The organism is Nocardioides sp. (assembly GCF_050246775.1).
Classification (GTDB): Bacteria; Actinomycetota; Actinomycetes; order Propionibacteriales; family Nocardioidaceae; genus Nocardioides.
Genome location: NZ_JBFWVK010000002.1, coordinates 83,078 through 106,414, shown reverse-complemented (window position 1 = coordinate 106,414; position 23,337 = coordinate 83,078). Strand labels below are relative to the sequence as shown.

Genomic DNA, 23,337 nt, shown 5'->3' with positions numbered 1-23,337 from the left:
GACACGGGGTACCGTCGAAGAGTTCTCGACCTGGTCGCCGTGCGGCCTGATCGAACTGAAGTTGGCAGCTCGACCAGATGTACACCGCCGAGGCGACCCCCGCTCCGGCCCGCTTGTAAGGATGACCGCCCGTGGCACGCATTGGTGACGGAGGCGACCTGCTGAAGTGTTCTTTCTGCGGGAAGAGCCAGAAGCAGGTCCGGAAGCTGATCGCCGGACCCGGGGTCTACATCTGCGACGAGTGCATCGACCTGTGCAACGAGATCATCGAGGAAGAGCTCAGCGAGGGCACCGAGGTCAGCCTCGACGAACTGCCCAAGCCCAAGGAGATCTTCGAGTTCCTCAACACCTACGTCATCGGCCAGGAGCAGGCCAAGAAGACGCTGGCGGTGGCGGTCTACAACCACTACAAGCGCGTCCAGGCCGGAGCCACCGCGCTCGGGGCCGGCAAGCACGCCAAGGATGACGTCGAGGTCGCCAAGTCCAACATCCTCGTGGTCGGTCCGACCGGATGCGGCAAGACCTACTTGGCCCAGACGCTGGCCCGGATGCTCAACGTGCCGTTCGCGATCGCCGACGCCACGGCCCTCACCGAGGCCGGTTATGTCGGTGAGGACGTGGAGAACATCCTCCTCAAGCTGATCCAGGCCGCTGACTACGACGTCAAGAAGGCCGAGACGGGCATCATCTACATCGACGAGATCGACAAGGTGGCCCGCAAGGCGGAGAACCCCTCGATCACCCGCGACGTCTCGGGCGAAGGCGTCCAGCAGGCCCTGTTGAAGATCCTGGAGGGCACGACCGCCTCCGTGCCGCCCCAGGGTGGTCGCAAGCACCCGCACCAGGAGTTCATCCAGATCGACACCACCAACATCCTGTTCGTGGTCGGCGGGGCGTTCGCCGGTCTGGAGCACATCATCGAGCAGCGGGTCGGCAAGAAGTCGCTGGGCTTCACCGCCGAGATCCGCGGCGCGGCTGAGCGCGAGGCCGAGGAGCTGCTGCTCCAGGTGCGCCCGGAGGACCTCACCAAGTTCGGCCTGATCCCCGAGTTCATCGGCCGACTCCCGTTGATCGCCAGCGTCACCCGGCTCGACAACGAGGCGCTGGTGGCGATCCTCACGGAGCCGAAGAACGCGCTCGTGAAGCAATACCAGAAGCTGTTCGAGCTCGACGGTGTCGAGCTCGAGTTCACCGAGGACGCCGTTCAGGCCATCGCTGACAAGGCGATGGAGCGCGGCACCGGCGCCCGCGGACTGCGCGCGATCATCGAGGAGGTGTTGCTCCACGTGATGTACGACGTTCCGTCCCGCGGCGACATCGCCAAGGTGATCATCACCCGTGAGGTGGTGTCGGACAACGTGAACCCGACCTTGATCCCGCGTGAGATCGAGTCGAAGAAGAAGAAGTCCGCCTGAGGTCTGACCCACCTGGATGGGCCGTCTCGCGCCCATCTAGTCATTTCTGACCATTTGTCAGGAGAAACCTTCAACTCTCCGGTTGTCCGGGCAGACTTGGCATGTGTATGAACACAAGCGACCGCTCTTCGCGTTCGTCCTCGTCGCTGTGATCTGCGGGATCGTGGTGGGGACGACGATGAAGTCGCAAGCCCTCTTCGGGGTCAGTGTTCCGTGGCATCGTGCGGCCGTGGCCGAGCCGAGCCAGGCACCCGAACCAGCCGCCGACGCAGCCGCGACGCCCACCAGGCCGACCGTCAGCAATGCGCCGGTCATCGAGAAGGCGGCCGCCACGGGCGGGACCACCCGGACCACGGTGGCGACCAAGCAGCACACCCCCGTGCGGCACAACCAGAGCGTCAACCACCACCCGTCGCGCCACCCGCAGCCAGTGCACCAGACCACCGACCAGGGCGGGCGCCACCCGGGTCACCACCCCTCCAGCGGCAACAACCCGAGCAACCCTCCGGGCGACAACGAGACCGATGCCACTCGCGGCCTCACCGTGGTCCAGACCTTCACCGGCCCGCAGGAGCCCGCGTCCTCGCCGTCGGCATCTCCCATCGAGCCGGTCGAGCCCTCCGACGGCCAGTGAGCCCGATTCGGCGCTGACGCCGGTCAGGCCTCGGCGAGTTCTGCCTGCACCGACAGCTCCGTGGCGTCGGTGGCGGTGAACACCAGGTCGCCGGTGATCTTGCCGACCTTGCGCAGGTCGCTCTCAGCCAGCCGCGCTGCCTCGACCAGCTGGGCAGGTCCACTGACTTCGACACGGGTCAGCTGATGGCGCATCGACACCTTGGCCTGGGACTTCGCTCCGCGGATGCCACCGAGGGCCGCAGCGACCGCGTCGATGCTCCCGCCGTCCGCGGCGCCCGCCGAGCCCAGCTCGATCGCGCGAGGCCAGGCTGCCTTGTGCACCGAGCCCTCCTGCCACCAGGACCAGACCTCCTCGGTCACGTAGGGCAGGTAGGGGGCCAGCAGTCGCAGCTGGATATGCAGCGCGAGCGCCAGGGTGGCCCGGGCTGACTCGGTCGGCGCCCCGCCGTCCTCGGCGTAGGCACGCTCCTTGACCAGCTCGAGGTAGTCGTCGCAGAACTCCCAGAAGAACGTCTCGGTGGTCTCCAGGGCGGTCGTGTAGTCGTAGGCCTCGAGGGCTCGGGTGGCCCGCGTGACCACGCCGGCCAGTCGCCCGACGAGCGCGCAGTCGATCGGCTCGGTGACGGCGAGCGGGTTGGGCTCCACGGCCCCGACCGAGCCGAGCACGAACTTCGATGCGTTGAGCACCTTCATCGCCAGTCGCCGTCCGACCTTCATCTGGGACTCGTCGAACGGCGAGTCCAGACCGGGACGAGCCATCGCGGCTCGCCAGCGGACGGCGTCGGCGCCGTACTTGTCGAGGATCTCGGTCGGCACCACGACGTTGCCCTTCGACTTGCTCATCTTCTTGCGGTCCGGGTCGAGGATGAAGCCGGAGAGCATGGCGTGAGACCAGGGCGTCGCATGGTTCTCGTAGTGCGCACGCACGACCCGGGAGAACAGCCAGGTCCGGATGATGTCGTGGGCCTGGGTGCACAGGTCCATCGGGAAGACCCGCTCGAACAGGTCCGGGTCGGACTCCCAGCCGCCCGCGATCTGCGGGGTCAGCGACGACGTGGCCCACGTGTCCATGACATCGGGGTCGCCGATGAACCCGCCCGGCTTGCCGCGCTGCTCCTCGGTGAAGCCGTTCGGCGTCTGCGTGGACGGATCGATCGGGAGGTCCGCCTCGCTCGGCAGGTAGGGGTGGTCGTAGTCGGGCTCGCCCTCGGCGTCGAGCGGGTACCAGACCGGGAACGGGATCCCGAAGAACCGCTGCCGTGAGATCAGCCAGTCGCCGTTCAGCCCTCCCACCCAGTTGTCGTAGCGGTGCTTCATGTGGGCCGGGAGCCAGGTGATCTCCGCGCCCCGGGCCAGCATCTCCTCGCGTACGGCGGCGTCACGACCGCCGTTGCGGATGTACCACTGCCGGGTGGCGACGATCTCCAGCGGCTTGTCTCCCCGCTCGTAGAAGTTCGCCATCCGCTGCGTGGGGGTCGGCTCGCCATCGAGGTCACCGCTCTCGCGCAGCTTGGCGACCATCGCCTCCCGGGCGCTGAAGGCGGTCTTGCCCTTCAGGTCCTCGTAGGCGGCGGCCGCGACCTCGCCGCTGAGCCACGCGGGGGTCTCGCGGGAGAAGCGGCCGTCGCGACCCATCACGGTGCGCACCGGCAGCTGCAGCTCGCGCCACCACGTGACGTCGGTGAGGTCGCCGAACGTGCAGCACATCGCGATGCCGGCACCCTTGTCCGGCTCGGCGGCCGGGTGGGCGAGCACGGGGATCTCCACCCCGAACACCGGGCTGGTGACTGTGGTGCCGAACAGCGCCTGGTAGCGCTCGTCGTCAGGGTGGGCGATCAGGGCGACCACGCTCGCGATGAGCTCGGGGCGGGTGGTCTCGATGTGGATCGGGGTGCCGTCGGCCCGGTGGAAGGCGACACGGTGGTAGTGCCCGGCGTAGTCACGCGCCTCGAGCTCGGCCTGGGCGACGGCGGTCTGGAAGGTGACGTCCCACAGTGTCGGCGCCTCCTGCAGGTAGGCCTCTCCGCGTGCGAAGTTGCGCAGGAACGCCCGCTGGCTCACCGTCTGCGACCGCTCACCGATGGTCGTGTAGTGCTGCTTCCAGTCGACCGAGAGGCCGAGGGTGCGCCACAGGCGCTCGAAGACCTCCTCGTCCTGCTCGACCAGCTGCTCGCACAGCTCGATGAAGTTGGGGCGGCTGATCGGCACCTGGCGCTTCGCGTCGGGACGTTCTGGTGCAGTGAAGTCGGGGTCGTAGGGCAGCGACGGGTCACAGCGCACGCCGTAGTAGTTCTGCACCCGACGCTCCGTCGGCAGGCCGTTGTCGTCCCATCCCATCGGGTAGAACACCGACTTGCCGGTCATCCGTTGGTAGCGCGCGATCAGGTCGGTGTGGGTGTAGGAGAAGACGTGGCCGACGTGCAGGCTGCCGGACACCGTCGGCGGGGGAGTGTCGATGGAGTAGACCTCTGCGCGGGGGCGGGTGCGGTCGAACGCGTAGGTGTCGTCGGCCCTCCACTGTGCGGCCCACTTGGTCTCGAGACCCTCCAGCGCTGCCTTGTCCGGTACGACGGCGCCGCGCGGTGCTGCGGGCGTCGGAGTCGTATCGGGGTGTTGCTGGGTCTCGGTCATGGGCGAAATGTTACGGGGGAGCGACGGCGGGGCGACAACCAGTTCCCACGCTGGGCTCCAGGACGCCCGATCATCGGTCCCGCGGGCCCCCGCGCGCGGGTATCGTGCGGGCGTGAGGACGACGCTCGACTTCCTGGCAGACCCCGCCGAGTTCCTCGCCGCCGCGGGCGAGCACCTCGCCCTCGACCCTGTCATCGGCACCGTGGTGACCACGATCGCGGACCGCGCGGTCCGGGAGGTGGCGGACGGCATCGGCCAACCACCCGAGGACTGGTGGCTCGTGGTGCGTGACGAGGCCGGCGCGGTCGTGGGTGCCGGCATGCGTACGGCGCCGTTCGGGTCGAGGCCCGCCTTCCTCCTTCCGATGCCCGACGAGGCGGCGGTGGCGCTGGCCGCCGTACTGCACGACCGGGGCGAGGAGATGCTCGCGGTCAACGGCGCGCTCCCGGCGGCCCGGATCTGCGCCGACGAACTCGCGCGGCGTACCAGTGCGTGCGTGCGGGTGGCCCAGCACACCAGGTTGTTCGAGCTTGTCGACCTGGTGGCGCCGCGCCCGGTTCCGGGGACCCTGATGAGGGCCACCCGTCACGACCTCGACCTGGCGCTGGCGTGGTTCGCGGCGTTCATGTCCGACGCCGACGAGCAGGCGGGTCGCCCGGCTGGCTCCAGTGCGCACGAGGCGCCGACCGAGCAGGAGATGCTGCGCCGCATCGACGGTGACCGGATCTGGTTCTGGGTCGACGACGCGGGGGAGCGGGTGCACCTGACCGGGACCAACCCGCCGAGCTTCGGGGTGGCCCGGATCGGGCCCGTCTACACGCCGCCGGACCAACGCGGCCGAGGCTTCGCCAGTGCGGCCGTGGCGGCGGTGTCGCAGCAGATCATCGACGGTGGCGCCCGCGCCTGCCTCTTCACCGATCAGGCGAACCCGACCTCGAACCACATCTACACCGAGCTCGGCTACCGGCCGGTGGTCGACATGGCCAACCACGTGATCGAGTGACCTCTAGACTCGGGACGTCATGACAGATCTTCCCGCCGCCGTTCCCCGCCCCGCCGAGACCTTCGCGGAGGTTGAGGACGCGCTGCTCTCCCGGTGGCCGGAGACCAGGCTGGAGCCCTCCCTGGACCGCATCGAGGCCTTCGTCGAACTGCTCGGCGACCCGCAGCGCTCCTACCCGGTCATCCACCTGACCGGCACCAACGGCAAGACATCGACGTCTCGGATGATCGACACCCTGCTGCGCAGCCTCAACCTGCGAACCGGGCGCTTCACCAGCCCGCACGTGGAGAAGATGAGCGAGCGGATCTGCATCGACGGTGAACCGCTCTCCGACGAGGCGTTCGTCGCCGCCTTCAACGAGGTGGCGCCGTACACCCACCTGGTCGACGCCGAGCAGGACCATCCGCTGTCCTTCTTCGAGACCGTGGTCGCGATGGCCTACAGCGCCTTCGCCGACGCCCCCGTGGACGTGGCCATCGTCGAGGTCGGCATGGGAGGCGCCTGGGACGCCACCAACGTCGCGGACGGCACCGTGGCTGTCGTGCTGCCGATCGCGGTCGACCACGCCGCCTACCTCGGTGACACCCGCAGTGCCATCGCGCTCGAGAAGGCCGGCATCATCAAGGCCGGCGCCCATGCGGTGCTCGCCCAGCAGGAGCCTGATGCGGCCGCCGTGCTGCTGGCCCGCGCGGTCGAGGTCGGTGCGACGGTGGCGCGCGAGGGGGTCGAGTTCGGGGTCACCTCCCGGGTCCCGGCGGTCGGGGGGCAGATGGTCTCCCTGCAGGGTCTTCGCCAGCAGTACGACGAGGTGTTCCTGCCTCTCTACGGCGCACACCAGGCCCAGAACGCAGCGGTGGCGCTCGCCGCGGTCGAGGCCTTCCTGGGCGATCAACCGTTGTCCGACGAGGTGGTGCGGGCCGCCTTCGCCGACGTGACCTCGCCGGGACGTCTCGAGGTCGTCCGACGCAGTCCGACGATCGTCCTGGACGCCGCCCACAACCCCCACGGCGCCCAGGCCACCGCCGCCGCGATCGAGGACTCCTTCGCCTTCGATCCGCTGATCGGCGTGATCGGAGTCATGGCCGACAAGGATTACGAGGGGGTGCTGGCCGCCTTCGAGCCACATCTGGCGCACCTGGTGGTCACCCGCAACTCCACCGACCGGTCCATGTCGCCCTCCCTGCTCGCCGAGACCGCGCGCGAGATCTTCGGTGAGGACCGGGTCACCGTCGTGGCCGACCTGGCCAGCGCCATCGATGTCGCCGCCACCCTGGCTGAGGCCGGTGAAGCCGTCTCGGTCGGCACCGGCGCGGTCCTGGTCACCGGATCCGTCGTCACCGTGGGCGAGGCCCGCGCCCTGCTGAAGGGAACATCATGAGGTCTCCCCGCCGGGGCATGTGCGCGGCCATCCTGTCCCTGGAGGCCATCGCCCTAGGGCTCAGCACGCCGGTCATGATCGCCGTCGCCGACGTGGCGACCGGCACCGCCCTGGCGATCGGCCTCGGCCTCGCACTGGCCTGCATCCTGCTGGCGGGCCTACTGCGCAACGAGGCGGCGTACGCCGTGGGCTGGGTCATCCAGGTCGCCGCCGTCGCCCTCGGCTTCGTGGTGCCGATGATGTTCCTGGTCGGCGGCATCTTCGCGCTGCTGTGGGCCACGGCCTACTTCCTCGGCAAGAAGATCGAGCGGGAGCGCGCTGCCGCCTTCGCTGCCCACGACGCCGCCCGCTGACGACCCACGCAGCGGTCCTAGACTGAGGTCGTGCTCGTCGGCAGGGACACCGAGCAGCACCTGGTTGCCGGTCTCGTCGCGGCTGCCCGGTTGGGCGAGAGCGCCGTCCTGGTGGTCACCGGCGAGCCTGGCATCGGGAAGTCCACGCTGCTCGCCCATGCCGCGGAGCTGGCCGAGGGGATGCAGGTCCACTGGGTGATCGGCTCGGAGGCCGAGCAGGGCCTCGCGTTCGCCGGGCTGTCCCAACTGTTCGGACCCGACGTGGACCTGGCCGGACTGCCGGCTCCCCAGGCGCACGCCCTCGGGGTCGCCCTGGCGCTGCGCAGCGGGCAGGCCGTCGACAGGTTCGCGGTGGGCGCCGCCACGCTCGGCATGCTGGGTCGCCTGGCCGAGAGTCGCCCTCGGGCGATCTTCATCGACGACGCCCACCTGCTCGACCCTCCCTCGGCCGATGCGCTGGCCTTCGCCGTACGGCGCCTCGTGGCCGATCCCATCCTGGTGGTCGTCGCGGTGCGGGCCAGTGAGCGCAGCCCGTTGCGCGAGGCCGGCCTCCCGGGTCTCGATCTGGGTGGCCTGGATCTGGCGGCGGGTCTGGCCCTGCTCCGCGCCGGTGACCGATCCGCGAGCCTCAGCGACGCCGAGGTCGAGCGACTGGTGAACGCGACGGGTGGCAACCCCCTCGCCCTCCTGGAGTTCGCCGACAATCCGCTGGAGCGCGCCGGTCCGGACGCGCCGGTCCCGGTGTCGGCCTCGCTGGCGGCGGCGTTCCTCGCCCGCACCGGTCAGCTCAGTCCGGCCGCCCAGCAGTGCCTGCTCGTCGCAGCCACCTCCGGAGGTGAGCGGCCGGTCGTGGCCGACGCCTGCGAGCGCCTCGGAGTGGACCCGGGGAGCCTGGTCGAAGCGGCGGATGCCGGGCTGATCCGGCTCGAGGCCGCGCGGATCGAGTTTCGTCATCCGCTCGTGCGGGGCAGCGTCTACAGTGCCGTGTCGGCGAGCGCCCGTCGTGCCGCCCATGCCGCCCTCGCCGCAGTGACCCCGCTCCCCGAGGCCGACCGTCGCGCCTGGCACCTCGCCGCTGCTGTCGCCGACACCGATGAGGAAGCGGCCGAGGCGCTGGTCGGTGTGGCCGGACGCGCCCGGGCCCGAGCGGCGTACGACGTGTGCGCGACGGCCCTCGAGCGCGCCGCCCGCCTGAGTACGACGCCCTCGCGCCGCGCGCACCGGCTGCTCGAGGCGGCTGAGCATGCCTGGATCGCCGGCCAGGGCGAGCGGTCCCGCTCCTTGCTCGACCAGGTCGGTCCCACACCGCTGGAGCTCGTGGCCCGGATCGGCAGCCTGGCCGGGCTGATCGCGGCGCGCACCGGATCACTGACCGAGGCGGTCGACATCTATGCCGAGGCCGCCGAGCGGGTGGCGGCCAGCGACCCGGATGCGGCGGTGGAGCTCCTGGCCGACGGGATCAACGCCAGCTTCTACCGGGCGGACCGCGAGTGGATGGCCCAGGCGCTGGAGCAGTTGGAGCTCCTGGTGCCGCGCACGCGGCGGCAGCGCTCCCGGGTGCTGGGACACCTGGCGATCGGGATGGTCCGAATCCTGCTCGGCAAGCCCGGGGTCGAGACCCTGAGGGTGGCGATCGTCGACCTGGTCGCCGCGGAGACGCTCAGGTCCGACCCGATCCGTGTCGAGTGGCTGGTCATGGCGGTCCTCTTCCTGCGCGAGGACGGCACCTTCCACGGCGTCGTCGAGGAAGCGGTCGATGCGACTCGCGAGGGGACCGTGCTCGGGACGCTGCCCTACCTGCTCTTCCTCGTCTCCCGGGATGCCGCAACGAGTGACCGTTGGGCCGAGGCCGAGTCGGGCTACCACGAAGGCATCCGGTTGTCGCGCGAGAGCGGGCAGACCACGAACCTGGGCCTGTCCCTGGCCGGCCTGGCGTGGCTGGAGGCCCGGCAGGGCCGAGCCGAGCAGTGCCGCGAGCACGCGGCCGAGGCGGTCGCGCTGGGAGAGCGCTTCGACATCGTGGTCAGCCGGGTGTGGGCGGCGTGGGCGCTGGCCGAGCTCGACCTGGGCCGCGGTGATGCGACCGGGGCCCTCGCGGCGCTGGAGACGGTGTGCGAGCTCCTGGAGCTGTTCGCCATCGAGGACGTCGACATGTACCCCGGGGCCGAGCTCGCCGAGACCTTGCTGCGCCTGGGCCGCGACGAGGAGGCCGCCGTCGTCGCAGCCGACTTCCTGACCCGGGCCACGCTCAAGGGTCAGCCGTGGGCGTTGGCCCGCGCCCACCGCGCCTGCGCGCAGCTGAGCGGCGACCAGGACGGGTTCGCGCGAGCCCTGGCCCACCACGCCGACACCCGGGACTCCTTCGAACAGGCACGGACCGAGCTGGCCCAGGGCTCGGCGCTGCGCCGCAGCAGGCAGCGCCGGGCCGCCCGGCCGGTGCTGCTGGCGGCCTACGAGCGGTTCGGCTCGCTGGGTGCACCTGAGTGGGCCGAGCAGGCTGCCGCGGAGCTGGAGGCGACCGGCGAGACGGTACGCCGGCGCGGCGCCGACGCCCGCGACTCCCTCACCCCGCAGGAGAGCCAGATCGCTCGCCTGCTGGCAGCGGGGCAGACCACCCGGCAGGCGGCCGCGGCGTTGTTCCTGAGCCCGAAGACGGTCGAGTACCACCTGCGACACGTCTACCTCAAGCTCGGGATCTCCTCGCGGGCCGAGCTCGCGAAGGCCATGGGGCCGGTCACCTGACGACCGCTCAGAGCAGCCCGGCGAGCAGCCCCGCCGCCCGCCTTGCCCCGTCGGTCTCCACGGGTCGGTAGCGCGGTTCGATCTCGACCTCCTTGAGGATCGCGGTCGCCAGAGCGTCCCGGTCCGAGGCGGTCTCGTAGTCCAGGTGCCGCCCGGCGCCGTACTGCTCGAGGCGGTGGCGCACGTGGAAGGTCTGCTCGAAGTGGTGGCGCAGCGGCACGTAGAGGAACGGGCGCTGGTTGGCGGTCAGCTCCATGCAGGTCGTCAGTCCGCCCTGCACGACGGCGAGGTCGCAGACGGCCAGATGCTGGTCGAGGTCGGGCAGGTAGCCGTGCACGCTGACGCCAGGCACCTCCGGCAGGGAGGCGGGGTCGATCCGCGGACCGGTCACGAAGACGAAGTCGAGGTCCGGTGCGCTGCGGCGTACGACGGGCACGGCGTCCAGCACCCGGCCCAGGAGTGCGGTGCCGACCCCGGAGCCGCCCACCGTGACCACGCACACGCGCTGCTCGGGCCGGTAGCCCAGCTGCTGCCGAAGCTCCCCCCGCTCCTGGGCGGTGACCGCAGGGGTGCCGGTTACGTAGCCGCTGAAGTCGAAGTGCTCGACGGTCCAGTCGCGGATGCCGGGCAGGCCCGCGCCGAACGAGTCCGCGATGACGTCGTCGGCCGAGCCCACGAAGACCGACCGGTCCCGCACGCGCGCGAAGCGGGCGCGCTGCTCCAGCATCTCGGCGTTGTAGTCCGCGGTCAGTGCCGCCTCGCGCGGCCCGCCGTCGGGCATCGGCAGCCAGCCCACGAAGTCCGTCATCCACGCGAAGGCGAATCGCTTGAGCTCCGGGTTCTCGTGCAGGAAGTGGTCCACGTCCCACGCCTCGTCGCCGATGACCAGGTCGTAGTGCTGCTCACTCACGACGTCGTGGAAGACGTGGAAGTTGTTGACCAGGATCGCGTCCATCCGCCGGATCGCCTCGAAGGCATGCAGGTCGTGCTCACCGGCCTCGTGCTCGATGTGGGCCGACTCGCTGGCCAACCACGCGGATGCCGGGTGCACGCTCTCGCCGGCCTCGCGCAGCATCCGGGTGACCGGGTCCTGGGTGAGCCAGTCGATCTGCAGCTCCGGGTGGGCACGCTTGAGCTCACGGCTGATGGCCAGGTCGCGGCGGGCGTGGCCCAGGCCGATGGGCGAGGAGAGGTAGAGCGCCCGCGGCACCCGTCGCGGGGCGCGGGTCCGACTCACCCGGCGGGGGCGTGGCGCGACCCGCTCCACGAAGTCGGAGATGGCCAGGTTGACCCTGATCGGGTCGCGGGCCAGGGGCGCATGCCCGCTGCCCTCGAGGCGCAGCAGCGCACCGCCGGTGAGCTCGGCGAGTCGCTCGCCGACCTCGGGGCTCGCGATGGTGTCCTCGCTTCCGTGGATCACCAGGACCGGGCAGGTGACGCGGGCACAGGCAGGGGCCAGGGGAGTGCACACGACCCCGTCGCCACCGACGCGGCCGAAGGTGGCCTCCACGAGCAGCTCCGCGTCGGTGTCCGCTGACCACTCCATCAGGTCCTCGAACTGCTTGGTGGAGTGCGGCTCGGAGCACATCTCGCGGAAGAAGAAGTCGCGGAAGTCGGCGAAGTCGCCGTGCAGCCAGTAGTGCCGGTTGTACTTCGCCCATCCCCGAGTGGTGTCCAGCTCGGCCTCGAAGGCGTACTGCTCGCGTTGGGCCTGCCGCACGCCCAGGTTGCACGACGGGGCGATCGCGACCACTCCGAGGACCCGATCGGGATGGTCGGCAGCCGTGGTGATGGCCCAGGCGGCGCCGCACGACAGGGCGACCAGGACGGCCTGGTCGAGTCCGGCCGAGTCCATCACCGCCGCCACGTCCGCGGCACACTCTGCGGTCGTGTACGCCGAGGCCCCGGTCGGCCGGCTCGAGCCGCCGGTCCCGCGCCCGTCGTACGTCACCACGCGGCGGTGGCGCGACAGGTGGGCGACCTGGGCCTTCCAGAACCGGGAGTCGATGATCTGCCAGCTCGGCAGCAGCAGCAGCGGTGGACCGCCGGTGCCGTAGGACTTCCAGGCGAGCCGGACGCCGTCACGGTCAGCGACCCCGACGGCGTCCGGCTCTCGTGGCAATGTCACGGGCGTACCTCGAACACGTTGTTGAACGGTGTCCCGGCGGCGGTCCGGAACCCGGTGAACCCGGCAGCGCTCGTCACGTCCCGGATCTTCGCCGGGCCGGCCTGCGTGCCGAGTGCGAGCCCCACCTCCTGTGACAGCGAACTGGGCGTGCAGAGCAGTGTCGAGAACCCATAGTAGGCCCGTCCGACGGGGTTGAAGTTGTCCTCCGGGTGGTCGCCGGCGGCCGGTTCGACGATCATCCAGGTCCCGTCGTCGGCGATCGCCTGGCGCACCCGACGTGCCGCCCCGATCGGGTCACCCATGTCGTGCAGGCAGTCGAACATCGTCACCAGGTCGAAGTCCTGCCCGCCCAGGTCCTGGGCCGAGGCCACCTCGAAGGTGATCCGGTCCCCGACCCCCGCGTCGGCGGCGCGCTGACGGGCGATCGCGATCGACTCGGCGTGATAGTCGGAGCCGACGAACGTCGAGTTCGGGAACTCCTGCGCCATCAGGATCGTCGAGGCGCCGTACCCGCAACCGACGTCGGCCACCCGGGCGCCGGCCTCCAGCTTGGCGACGACCCCGTCGAGGGCGGGCAGCCAGGTGGTGACCAGGTTGGCGAGGTAGCCGGGCCGGAAGAAGCGTTCGCAGCCACCGTGCACATCGGTGTTGTGCTCGTGCCAGCCGTAGCCGTCTCCGTTGCGGGCCGCCTCGAGGATGGCCGGGGCGTCGCGGACCGTGCCGTGGGCGATCTGGAAGAAGCCTGGCAGGTACGCCGGGCTGGTCTCGTCGGTCAGCGCGATGGCGTGTTCCGGCGGGAGCTCGTAGGTGCCGGTGGCCGGGTCGAAGGTGACATAGCCTCCGGCGGCCTGGGCGTTGAGCCACTCGCGAGCGTAGGGCTCGGCGGTCTCGGTGAGCTCGGCGAGGACCGCCGGGCTGAGGGGACCGCGCTCGGCCATGGTGCGGTAGTAGCCGAGTTTGTCGCCCATCACCACCAGGGCGGTGTTGAGGGTGGCGCCGACCTCGTCGACGGCCCGGAAGACGAACGACATCAACTTCTCTTCGTCGATGACGGGGTTCTCGGTGCTGGTCATGTGTGACTCCTGGGTTCAGCGGCGGACCGGAGTGGCCGCCTGCCCGGCCAGCCTCGGTCGCGGGCGCACCGGTTCGCTTCCGGGGGCCCCCCTAGTCCTTCCGCACTCCCATCACGCTTGGCTGCCTGGGCAATCGGATGTCATGACGTTGCGGGGGTGGCGAGCGCGCGCTCGAGGACGGTGAGGACGGCGTCGAGCTGGGCGGCGGTGCACCCGCCGAAACCCAGCACGAGGCCGTGACGCTCGGCGGTGCGTGCGTAGTCCGCGAGCAGAGGTACGTCGAAGCCGGCGGCGCGGGCTGCCGCGGCGGCGGCCTCGGCGCGATCGCGGGGGAGCTGGAGGGTCAGGTACATGCCGGCAGGCGAGGGGGCGACCGTGCCGAGACCTCCCAGTCGCTCCACGACCAGCCCGCTTCGGTGGGCATAGACCCGCCGCGCGGACCGGACCACCCGGTCGACGTACCCCTCGCGGAGCATGGCCAGGAAGGCGCGCTGGGTGGGCCAGGGCGTCTGGTCATGGGAACGGGTACGGCGCGTGGTGATGGCGTCCACGACCGCGGCCGGGCCGACGAGCCACCCGAGCCGGAGCCCCGGTGCGACGGACTTCGAGGCGGTGCCGAGGTAGATGACCCGGTCCCGGTCGAGGGTGGCCAGTGCGGGCAGGGGCGCGACGTCGTAGCGGAACTCGGAGTCGTAGTCGTCCTCGATCACCGTGGCTCCCAGGCTGGTTGCCCGTCCGAGGAGGGACAGCCGGGTGCCGGCTGCCATCGTGATGCCCAGCGGGTGCTGGTGGGCGGGGGTGACATAGATGCCGGCGACGGCCCCGGTGAGGGAGTCCAGGCTCAGCCCGCGGTGATCGACGGGGAGGTCGACCAGGCGCCGTCCGGAGTCCAGGACGACCTCGGCGGCGGCCCGGTAGCCCGGGTCCTCCATGGCGATGGCTCCGGCGGGGAGCAGCCCGAGCAGGTGGCGCAGCCCGTCGGTGGTGCCGTTGGTCAGCACGATCTCCTCCGGGGTGCACACCAGGCCACGGGTGCGCGCCAGGTGCTGGCAGAGGCTCTCGCGCAGCTCGACCAGGCCACGCGCATCCGGATAGCCGGCCGGCGGTCGATCGGCTGCCACCTCACGCCAGGCGCGCCGCCAGCCGATGACCTGGCGCGGGTCGATCCACGGCGTGCCGGTGTCGAAACGGAACGCCGCCTGCGCGGGCGGGGCCGCCGGGCGTGGGCGGGGCTGGGTCGCGACGTGCCCCGACGCCGCGACGTAGGTGCCCGAGCCACGTCGGGCCTCAAGCCAGCCCTCGGCGAGGAGCTGGTCGAAGGCCTGCTCGGTGACCGCCCGGGAGACGCCCAGGTCGGCCGCGAGGCCGCGGCTGCTGGGGAGCCGGTCACCCACGACCAGGGTGCCCGCGGTGATGAGGGATCGCACCTGGTCGGCGAGCTGCACGCCCAAGGTGGCTGGGGCGCGACGATCCAGCCGGATCGGAAGGGTGGAGGGGCGCGTCATGAGTGTCCTGTTGAAATGAATTGAAAGTGGCCCGTGTCAACAGGCCACTCGGTTTGTCACCATGGTGCCATGACCAGCGTCTCCACCCTCTCGCCCACGCCCCGCACCACCGTCAGCCGCGGGCGGAACCGTGCCGTCGCCGAGCGGGCCGCCCTCTACGACGTGCTCGACACGGCACTGGTCTGTCACCTGGGGGTGGACGTGGGTCATCCGCTGGTGATCCCGACCGCGTTCGCCTACGACCGGTCCGGCCCGGACGAGGGCGGGACGCTCTACCTGCACGGTTCGGTGGCGTCCGGTTCGATCCGAGCCTCGCCCGACGCCACGATCTGCGTGACGATGACGGTGCTCGACGGTGTGGTGGCTGCGCGTTCCGCCTTCCACCACTCGATGAACTACCGCTCCGCCGTGGTGCTGGGCCGCGGGCGCCTGGTCACCGACGCGACCGAGAAGGACCGAGCGCTGGAGTTGATCGTCGACCACGTCGTCCCGGGTCGGATGCGGACGCTGCGCCCCAACACCCGCAAGGAGCTCGCGGCCACCAGTGTGGTGGCGCTGCCGCTGCACGAGGCATCGGTGAAGGTCCGCAGCGGTCCGCCGGTCGACGACGCGGAGGACATCGAGGCCGGCGTGTGGGGTGGTGTCATCCCCCTGCGGATGGTGGCTGGCGAGGTGATCCCGGACGCCGCTGCGCCGGGACCGGTGCCTCACGACGTCCGCAGCCGGGCCGCCGCGCTGCGTTAGCCCGGCGGCCGGTTGCCGGGCTCGGGCGGGCGGCGCACGGCGTACTGGCTAGGCTGCCGCCATGACCCAGCGCACCCTCGTCCTGCTCAAGCCCGATGCCGTCCGGCGTGGCCTCGTCGGCAACATCCTGTCCCGGTTCGAGGCCAAGGGCCTGTCCATCGTGGCGTTGGAACACCGCACGATCGACGCGGCGAAGGCCGACGAGCACTACGCCGAGCACGTCGAACGCGACTTTTACCCGCCGCTGCGAGCCTTCGTGACCAGCGGGCCACTGGTGGCCCTGGTGCTCGAGGGCGACGAGGCGGTCGAGGTGGTCCGGGCCCTCAACGGTGCCACCGACGGACGCAAGGCCGCCCCGGGCACCATCCGCGGCGACCTCTCCCTCTCCAACCGCGAGAACCTCGTGCATGGCTCGGACTCCCCGGAGTCGGCCACCCGCGAGATCGCCATGTGGTTCCCCAACCTCACCCGCTGAGGGCCCACTCAAAGGGCCGCGAGGCCCCGCTCAACGAGATGGTGCAGGGACGGCTCCTCGGTGGGGAGCGCGACGACGGGGAACCAGCGGACGTCGAGCGACTCCGAGCTGACCTGCGGAGCAGCGAACGGCGCGAAGGCCACGAAGCGGACGTCGAGATGGTCCACCGGGCCGTCCGGGTGGCAGAACCGCACCTCGTGGGCTGACAGCTGCACCGGCGTGGGGAGCAGCGTCAGGTCGAGTCCCGACTCCTCGTGGGCCTCGCGGGCGGCAGCTGAGGCCAACGAGGCGTCGCCAGCCTCGACGTGGCCGCCGAACTGGAACCACTGCCGCGCCTTCGCGTGCAGCGTGAGCAGGGCATGGGAGCCGTCCTCGGACAGCACCAGGGTGCTGGCGGTGATGTGCTCGGGGAAGCAGGCGCGCTCCAGGCCGTCGGCTCGATGGCGCAGGTGGGACACGAAGCGCTCCTGCAGCGCGGCCTGATCGGGGTCCGGCGGGGTCCAGTCGGAGAGCAGGCGCAACGCAGCGGCGTGCTGCGTCACTCAGTCGAGCCCTCGTCGAGGAGCTTGGCGACCTCGGCGTCGAACTCGTCCGCGGACAGCTCCACCGGAGTCGCGACGTCCTCACGGAATCCCAGCGGGTCGTCCAGATCGGCCGCCGTGGGCAGCAGGCTGGCGTCGAGCCACACCGCGTCGCGGGCCTCGACCCCCTGGCGGGTCCGCAGCGAGCCCCACAACGTCGAGGCGTCCCGCAGCCGGCGCGGGCGCAGCTCGAGGCCGACCAGCTGACCGAAGGTCTGCTCAGCCGGGCCACCGGCCGCCCGGCGCCGCCGGATGGCCTCCTGCAGCTTGCCGGCACTGGGCATCCGTTCGGCCGTCGCCTGGGACACGACCTCGTCGACCCAGCCCTCGACCAGGGCCAGGGTGGTCTCGAGCTTGACCAGCGCGGCCTGCTGGGCCGCGGACGGCTTCGGGTCGAACAGGCCACCGGACATGGCGTCCTGCATGGACTGTGGGTTCATCGGGTCGATCCCGCGCAGCTGCTCCTCCATGCCGGCGGTGTCGATCTCGATGCCGTCGGCGAACTCCCGCACGGCGCTGAGCAGGTGGTCGCGCAACCACGGGACGTGGGCGAACAGCCGCTGGTGGGCGGCCTCGCGCAGCGCCAGATAGAGCAGTACGTCGTCGCCGGAGACGTCCAGGCCGTCGGCGAAGGCGGTGATGTTGGCCGGCACCAGGGCGGCCTTGCCGGTGGGACCGAGCGGGAGGCCGATGTCGGAGGCGGTGAGGACCTCACCGGCGAGGGCGCCCAGACCTTGGCCGACCTGCGTGGCGACCATCATGCCGGCGGCCTTGCCGATCATGCCGATCAGTGGCCCGGCCATCGCCGCGGCCTCGGCAGGCAGGGCGTTGCCCAGGGCGCCGGTGGCGTGCTCGGCCACGGGCTCGACGAGGCGACGCCACACGTCGGTGGTTCCGACGATCCACTCGGCGCGGCTCCAGGCCGCCGTCGAGGTCACCCCGGACTCGAACTCCGTGGCCTCGTCGAGCCAGAGGTCGGCCAGGCGGACGGCGTCAGCGACCGCCGCCTGCTGCTTGTCCGTGGGCGACGGGTCGGGCTGCTGGGCGGCCACCTTGCGAGCCATGTCGAGGGCGAAGTCCCAGTTGATCGGACCGTCGTGCGGCTGCATGAGGCTCTGGAGCTGGCCCATGATCGCCCCGAGGTCGGGCATCTGGCCGGGGGCTCCACCGAAGCCGGGGATCCCACCGGGCAGCCCGTTGGGTCCGAAGAACTGCTCGAAGGGGGTGCCCTTGAAGGGGTTCTGTCCGTCGTCGGGGGTCTCGTCCGGTGTGTTGCTCATGACTCAAAGTTACTCGGCTGCGCCAATGCCCCCACGGCCTCCTCGGTTAGGCTCCGGGGATGCCCGAGGAGACGGTACGACTGGTCGCCCTGCGTGACACCGCGCTCGACGTCGACGAGGTGCTCGCTGCGCTGGGGGATGAGGCCGGCGGTGGGCTCACGCTGTTCGTCGGGCGGGTGCGCGACCACGACAACCACAAGGGCGTGATCGGGCTCGACTACACCGCCCACCCGTCGGCGCTCCAGCGGATGCAGGACGTGTGCGAGCTGATCGCCCAGCGCCACGACGTGCTCGGGGTGGCGGCGGTGCACCGGGTCGGTCGGCTCGCGATCGGAGACGCCGCCGTCGTCGTGGCGACGGTGTCGGCCCATCGTGGCGAGGCTTTCGCCGCCTCCAAGGACCTCATCGACACCCTCAAGGCCGAGGTCCCGATCTGGAAGCACCAGGTGTTCGTCGACGGCACCGAGGAATGGGTCGGCTCGCCCTGAGCGGTGCGCCGAATCGGACGGTGGACTCGCTAGCGTGAGGTCATGGAGATCCTGCTGTGGTTGGTGCCACCGGTCGTGGTGACCGTCGTCGCCATGCTGTGGGTCTCCTGGCTTGGTCGTGCGGGGCGTGGCGAGATCGATCGCGACGTGGCCAACGCCCGGCTCGCGGCCGCGATGCGTCGTGAGCACCCCGGACGCATCCGGAAGGTCCCGGCTCCGGCTCGCGATCGCAGCACCGGGATCGCCGTGCGTCCCTCGCGGACCCGACGAAGCGCCTGACTTCGGTCGGGTGAGAGGCTTGCGGGCATGACTCGCCGGACTCTCGCTGGGCTGATCGCCGTGCCCCTGCTGTTGGCGATGTCCCTGGCTGCGGTCCTGCTGCCCGTGCCCTACGTGACGTATGCGCCGGGGTTGACGGTGGACGTGCTGGCCTCCCAGAAGGGCCAGGAGATCGTCCAGGTGACGGGTCGGCGTACCTACCGCACCGACGGCGAGCTGCGGATGACCACCGTCTACGTCACCCAGCCGGAAGGCCGGGTCGGGCTGATCGACGCGATGGGGGCCTGGCTCGACCGGGATCGGGCGATCTACCCCTACGAGGCCGTCTACGGCAACGGGGAGACCGCGGAGCAGTCCCGGACCGAGTCCTCGATCCAGATGGTCTCCTCGCAGGACGCCGCCACGGCGGTCGCCCTCAAGGAGCTGGGCTACGACATCGAGCCCGTCATCGAGGTGCTCAATGTGACCACCGGGCTGCCTGCCGACGGCAAGCTGAAGGTCCGTGACGTGCTGCTCGAGGTCAACGGCATCAAGATCACCACCGCCGACCAGGTCGCCAAGGAGATCCAGGCCACCCAGGAGGGCGACAGCGTGAGCTTCCTGGTGCTGCGCGACGGCAAGGAGGTCACGGTCGAGGTGACCCCGAAGCTGATCGACGGCGAGTTGCGGGTCGGGGTGAGTCCCGGGCCGGGCTACACCTTCCCCTTCAAGGTGTCGGTCAACATCCCCGACAACATCGGTGGGCCGAGCGCTGGCCTGATGTTCTCCCTGGCGATCTACGACACGCTCACCCCGGGGTCGCTGACCGGCGGGGCGATCGTGGCCGGCACCGGCACCATCGACACCGAGGGCAGGGTCGGCCCCATCGGGGGCATTCAGCAGAAGGTGGTGGCGGCCAACAACTCGGGCGCCGACCTCTTCCTGGTACCCAAGGACAACTGTGCCGACGCTCTGAACGCACCCAACGACGACGGGATGCGCCTGGTGAAGGCGACGACCATGCATGAGGCCCGCGAGGCGATCGCCACCTGGGTGAAGGACCCCGATGCTGCCCTGCCGAGCTGTGAGGTGAACTGATGGACGACGCCCGAGACGACGCCGCGGACGCGCAGGAGCACGGCCAGGACGATCTCCTCGACGCCGACCCGTTGGGGAGCCTCGACACCGACCCCGCGCTCGCTGCGGCAGTGCTGGAGATCGAGTCGCACATCGCCACCGGGGGATGGGACCAGCCGGCCCGGCTCTACGCGTTGGTCGATACGGCGCGCCTGGTGGACCACGAGCCGGATCTGGCTGCCGCGATGGGTCTCGACGACGACAGCGCGCAGGGTTCGCTCACGCCGGTCGAGCAGGACGAGCTGCCTGCCGAGCAGGAGCTCGAGGGCGTCCTGGCCACGATCGGATGGCCACCTGAAGTTGCTGGATGCGCCGCGGTGGTCGAGCGGCTCGTGCTGCCGCCGGAGGTCGATGCCGATCTGCCCGACGACCCGGGGGAGGCGGCCGAGTTCGCCCGCCAGCACCCGCTTCGCCAGGAGGTGCGGATCGTGGCCGGAGCCACGCGTGCAGGCGCCACGTACTGTGCATTGCGGATGCGCTCGCACGATGACGACCAGTCGGTCGTCGGTGGTGCGGACCTCGTGCCCGAACTACTGGAACTGTTGAGCACCACCCTGGAGGACGAGACGTGAGCGGGCTTTTCGACGGCGACGAGAAACCGACGGCCGGCACGGCCCCACGTCCGGGTCGTTCGCGGGCACTCCTCATCTCGGCTGCCGTCCTGGTGGTCGGCTTCCTGCTGCTGACCGGTCTGTCGGGTTTCTGGACCGAGCGGATGTGGTTCGACTCGGTCGGCTACTCGTCGGTGTTCTCGCGGATGCTGTGGACCAGGGTCGCGCTGTTCGTGGTGTTCGCCCTGCTGATGGCCGTCGTCGTCGGGTTCAACATGGTGCTCGCCTTCCGGTTCCGACCGATCTTCCGGCCCGCGTCTGCCGAGCAGACCAGCCTGGATCGCTACCGCGAGGCCATCACCCCCATCCGCACCTGGTTGGTGCTGGGCATCTCGCTGCTGATGGGGGCCTTCGCCGGCACGTCCGCCGCGGGGGAGTGGCGCAACTTCATGCTGTGGCGCCACTCGGTGCCGTTCGGCAAGTCCGATCCCTACTTCGACCGTGACATCAGCTTCTACGTCTTCAGCCTGCCGTGGTGGCACTTCGTCGTCGACTTCGCCATGGCGATGGCGGTCGTGGCCCTCCTGGCGGCGGCGGTCGTGCACTACCTGTACGGCGGCATCCGCCTGCAGGCCACCCACGACCGGATCTCCGGTGCGGCGGCAGTGCAGCTGTCGGTGCTGCTGGGCGCCTTCATGCTGTTCAAGGCCGCCGACTACTGGCTCGACCGCTTCGACGTGCTGACGGGCTCGGGCAACCTGATCGACGGCATGAGCTACACCGACGACAACGCGGTGCTGCCGGCCAAGAACATCCTGCTGGGGATCGCGGTGGTGTGTGCGCTGCTGTTCTTCCTCAACATCTGGCGGCGCAGCTGGATGCTGCCCTCTGTCGGGGTCGCGCTGTTCGTCCTGTCCGCGATCCTGCTCGGCCTGATCTGGCCGGGCATCGTCCAGCAGTTCCAGGTCAGCCCATCGGAGGCTGACAAGGAGGCGCCGTACATCGAGAAGACCATCCAGGCGACCCGGGACGCGTTCAGTCTCGGTGACATCTCGATCGAGACCTACGACCAGGCCACCACGAATCCCTCCGCCGACGAGCTGTCCGCCGCCACTTCGGCCGTGCCGCTGATCGATCCCAAGCTGGTGCGCGACAACTTCGAGCAGAACCAGCAGCAGCAGGGCTACTACACGGTCGCGCCGGTGCTCGATGTCGACCGCTACAAGGTCGGCGACACCGACCGGGCCCTGGTGCTCGGGGTGCGCGAGCTCGACCAGACCGGCCTGGCGGAGAGCAACAAGAACTGGTCCAACCTGCACACCGTCTACACCCACGGCTACGGCGTGATCGCTGCCTACGGCAACCAGCGCAACGAGGCCGACGAGGTGGTGCCGGCCGAGACCACCCCGTGGGCGGAGTCAGGGCTGCCGCCGACCGGCGCGCTGACCGACCAGCAGGACGGCGGCTACCAGGGCGCCATCTACTTCGGTGAGCAGAGCCCGAAGTACTCCATCGTCGGCAAGGTGGACGGCGGGTCCGACGTCGAGTTCGACCTGCCGGAGTCCACCGACGGCGACAAGGGCACGACCACGACGTACGACGGCAAGGCGGGGGTGCCGATCGGTGGCCTGTGGAACCAGCTGCTCTACGCGGTGAAGTTCAGCGACCCCAACATCGTGCTGTCCTCGCGGGTCAACGCCAACAGCAAGATCATCTACGACCGCGACCCGACCGAGCGGGTCAAGAAGGTCGCCCCGTGGTTGCAGATCGACCGCGACCCCTACCCGGCGGTGGTGGACGGCAAGGTGGTGTGGATCCTCGACGGGTTCACCACGACCGACCGCTACCCGCTGTCGGACAAGCAGTCCTTCGACGACATGACCAACGACTCGCTGGCCGACACCTCGCAGTTCCAGGCGCTGCCGACTGACGAGATCAACTACATGCGCAACGCGGTCAAGGCCACGGTCGACGCCTACGACGGCACGGTCACGCTCTACGCGTGGGACGAGACCGACCCGATGCTGCAGGCGTGGATGGGGGCCTTCCCCGACACCGTGGAGCCCCGCTCGGCGATCTCGCCGGACCTGATGGCGCACCTGCGCTACCCCGAGGACCTGTTCAAGGTGCAGCGCTACCAGTACGCGCGCTACCACGTCACTGACGCAAGCGACTGGTACGAGGGCAACGACCGCTGGCAGGTGCCCCAGGACCCCTACAAGGTGGGTGACCTGCAGCCGCCGTACCGGATGTTCATCGACAACCCGGGGCAGGACACGGTCGGTTCCACCTTCTCCATGACGTCGGTCTACACGCCCTACAAGCGCGAGAACCTCGTGGGCTTCATGGACGTGAACTCCGATGCCACGCAGTCGGACTACGGCAAGATCCGGGTGCTGCGCTCGCCTGGGCAGAACATCCCCGGCCCCGGGCAGGTGGCGAACAGCTTCGCCAACGACGAGGACGTGAAGAACGCGTTGTCAAAGTTCAGCCTCGGTGGCACGACGCCGAAGTACGGCAACCTCCTGACGTTGCCGGTGGACGGGAAGCTGCTCTACGTGCAGCCGGTCTACACGGTGCGCAACTCGGAGGCGTCGTACCCGATCCTCAACGCGGTGATCACCTCGTTCGGGCAGACCGGTGGTCCGGTCGGGTTCGGGGTCAGCCTGCCGGACGCGATCGCGGACCTGTTGGGCGACACGTTGACGCCCGAGGGGCCGGATACGGGCAACCCGAACCCGAACCAGGGCGGCGAACTGCCGGCCGGGGTGCGCAGGCTCCTCAACCAGGCTGAGACGGCGTTCGATGCGGCCGATGAGGCCTTCGCCAACGGTGACACGGTGGAGTGGGCCCGGCAGATGAAGATCGGCCGGGAGAAGATCAAGCAGGCCATCACCGTCGCGGACAACCAGGCACCTGCCACGAACTGATGCCTCGCGCGGATGGTGCTCAATGGTCA

General features: G+C 70.3%; 19 protein-coding genes. 13 read left to right on the top strand and 6 right to left on the bottom strand.

Annotated features, from left to right (window positions below; translation table 11 throughout):
• Positions 1-131: 131 nt before the first annotated feature.
• Together clpX and AB7I40_RS10340 are read left to right on the top strand one after the other, a co-directional pair.
• Positions 132-1,415, top strand: a complete 1,284-nt coding sequence (gene clpX, locus AB7I40_RS10345; RefSeq protein ID WP_428346130.1) for an ATP-dependent Clp protease ATP-binding subunit ClpX — start codon at positions 132-134, stop codon at positions 1,413-1,415.
• A gap of 103 nt (positions 1,416-1,518) precedes the next feature.
• Positions 1,519-2,049: a hypothetical protein gene (locus AB7I40_RS10340; RefSeq protein WP_428346129.1), complete on the top strand. Its 531-nt coding sequence runs from the start codon at positions 1,519-1,521 to the stop codon at positions 2,047-2,049.
• A 23-nt stretch (positions 2,050-2,072) separates the two neighbouring features.
• Here AB7I40_RS10340 and valS read toward each other — a convergent pair whose 3' ends face one another.
• Positions 2,073-4,682: a valine--tRNA ligase gene (gene valS, locus AB7I40_RS10335; RefSeq protein WP_428346128.1), complete on the bottom strand. Its 2,610-nt coding sequence runs from the start codon at positions 4,680-4,682 to the stop codon at positions 2,073-2,075.
• 112 nt (positions 4,683-4,794) lie between these two features.
• Between valS and AB7I40_RS10330 the strand changes: the two genes are divergently transcribed.
• From AB7I40_RS10330 to AB7I40_RS10315, 4 genes are read left to right on the top strand one after another with little or no spacing between them, the layout of a single operon-like run.
• Entirely contained in the window at positions 4,795-5,685 is an 891-nt protein-coding gene (locus AB7I40_RS10330) for a GNAT family N-acetyltransferase (RefSeq protein WP_428346127.1), read from the top strand.
• A gap of 19 nt (positions 5,686-5,704) precedes the next feature.
• Complete coding sequence (locus AB7I40_RS10325; RefSeq protein WP_428346126.1) at positions 5,705-7,063, top strand: bifunctional folylpolyglutamate synthase/dihydrofolate synthase; 1,359 nt, start codon at positions 5,705-5,707, stop codon at positions 7,061-7,063.
• Entirely contained in the window at positions 7,060-7,416 is a 357-nt protein-coding gene (locus AB7I40_RS10320; protein ID WP_428346125.1) for a DUF4233 domain-containing protein, read from the top strand. Before AB7I40_RS10325 ends, AB7I40_RS10320 begins: the two co-directional genes overlap by 4 nt.
• Positions 7,417-7,446: 30 nt before the next feature.
• A complete protein-coding gene (locus AB7I40_RS10315) occupies positions 7,447-10,158 on the top strand; it encodes an AAA family ATPase (RefSeq protein WP_428346124.1) in 2,712 nt (903 codons plus the stop codon).
• A 7-nt stretch (positions 10,159-10,165) separates the two neighbouring features.
• Here the strand turns inward: AB7I40_RS10315 and AB7I40_RS10310 are convergent, their stop codons facing one another.
• From AB7I40_RS10310 to AB7I40_RS10300, 3 genes are all read right to left on the bottom strand, one after another.
• Complete coding sequence (locus tag AB7I40_RS10310; protein ID WP_428346123.1) at positions 10,166-12,286, bottom strand: alpha/beta fold hydrolase; 2,121 nt, start codon at positions 12,284-12,286, stop codon at positions 10,166-10,168.
• Positions 12,283-13,359 (bottom strand): class I SAM-dependent methyltransferase, encoded by a 1,077-nt coding sequence (locus AB7I40_RS10305; RefSeq protein ID WP_428346122.1) that lies wholly within the window; start codon positions 13,357-13,359, stop codon positions 12,283-12,285. The genes AB7I40_RS10310 and AB7I40_RS10305 overlap by 4 nt, the downstream gene beginning before the upstream one ends.
• A gap of 140 nt (positions 13,360-13,499) precedes the next feature.
• The gene (locus AB7I40_RS10300; protein ID WP_428346121.1) at positions 13,500-14,864 is read right to left on the bottom strand and encodes a PLP-dependent aminotransferase family protein; all 1,365 of its coding nucleotides are present in this window, start codon (positions 14,862-14,864) and stop codon (positions 13,500-13,502) included.
• Positions 14,865-14,933: 69 nt separating this feature from the next.
• On the opposite strand from AB7I40_RS10300, the gene AB7I40_RS10295 reads away from it, so the two are divergent.
• Positions 14,934-15,608 (top strand): pyridoxamine 5'-phosphate oxidase family protein, encoded by a 675-nt coding sequence (locus AB7I40_RS10295; RefSeq protein ID WP_428346120.1) that lies wholly within the window; start codon positions 14,934-14,936, stop codon positions 15,606-15,608.
• A gap of 61 nt (positions 15,609-15,669) precedes the next feature.
• Entirely contained in the window at positions 15,670-16,083 is a 414-nt protein-coding gene (gene ndk / locus AB7I40_RS10290) for a nucleoside-diphosphate kinase (RefSeq protein ID WP_428346119.1), read from the top strand.
• 8 nt (positions 16,084-16,091) lie between these two features.
• On the opposite strand, the gene AB7I40_RS10285 is transcribed toward ndk, so the two are convergent.
• Complete coding sequence (locus AB7I40_RS10285) at positions 16,092-16,625, bottom strand: NUDIX hydrolase (RefSeq protein WP_428346118.1); 534 nt, start codon at positions 16,623-16,625, stop codon at positions 16,092-16,094.
• Positions 16,622-17,944 (bottom strand): zinc-dependent metalloprotease, encoded by a 1,323-nt coding sequence (locus AB7I40_RS10280; protein ID WP_428346117.1) that lies wholly within the window; start codon positions 17,942-17,944, stop codon positions 16,622-16,624. The genes AB7I40_RS10285 and AB7I40_RS10280 overlap by 4 nt, the downstream gene beginning before the upstream one ends.
• A gap of 59 nt (positions 17,945-18,003) precedes the next feature.
• Between AB7I40_RS10280 and AB7I40_RS10275 the strand changes: the two genes are divergently transcribed.
• The 5 genes from AB7I40_RS10275 to AB7I40_RS10255 are packed head-to-tail and all read left to right on the top strand — an operon-like array spanning position 18,004 to position 23,308.
• Positions 18,004-18,432, top strand: a complete 429-nt coding sequence (locus AB7I40_RS10275) for a molybdenum cofactor biosynthesis protein MoaE (protein WP_428346116.1) — start codon at positions 18,004-18,006, stop codon at positions 18,430-18,432.
• A 42-nt stretch (positions 18,433-18,474) separates the two neighbouring features.
• Positions 18,475-18,711 (top strand): hypothetical protein, encoded by a 237-nt coding sequence (locus AB7I40_RS10270; protein ID WP_428346115.1) that lies wholly within the window; start codon positions 18,475-18,477, stop codon positions 18,709-18,711.
• Positions 18,712-18,738: 27 nt separating this feature from the next.
• Positions 18,739-19,788, top strand: coding sequence for a YlbL family protein (locus AB7I40_RS10265; protein WP_428346114.1), 1,050 nt, complete (start codon positions 18,739-18,741; stop codon positions 19,786-19,788).
• A complete protein-coding gene (locus AB7I40_RS10260) occupies positions 19,788-20,399 on the top strand; it encodes a PPA1309 family protein (protein WP_428346113.1) in 612 nt (203 codons plus the stop codon). Before AB7I40_RS10265 ends, AB7I40_RS10260 begins: the two co-directional genes overlap by 1 nt.
• On the top strand, positions 20,396-23,308 hold the full coding sequence (locus AB7I40_RS10255; RefSeq protein ID WP_428346112.1) for a UPF0182 family protein: 2,913 nt from the start codon (positions 20,396-20,398) through the stop codon (positions 23,306-23,308). Before AB7I40_RS10260 ends, AB7I40_RS10255 begins: the two co-directional genes overlap by 4 nt.
• Positions 23,309-23,337: the final 29 nt, after the last annotated feature.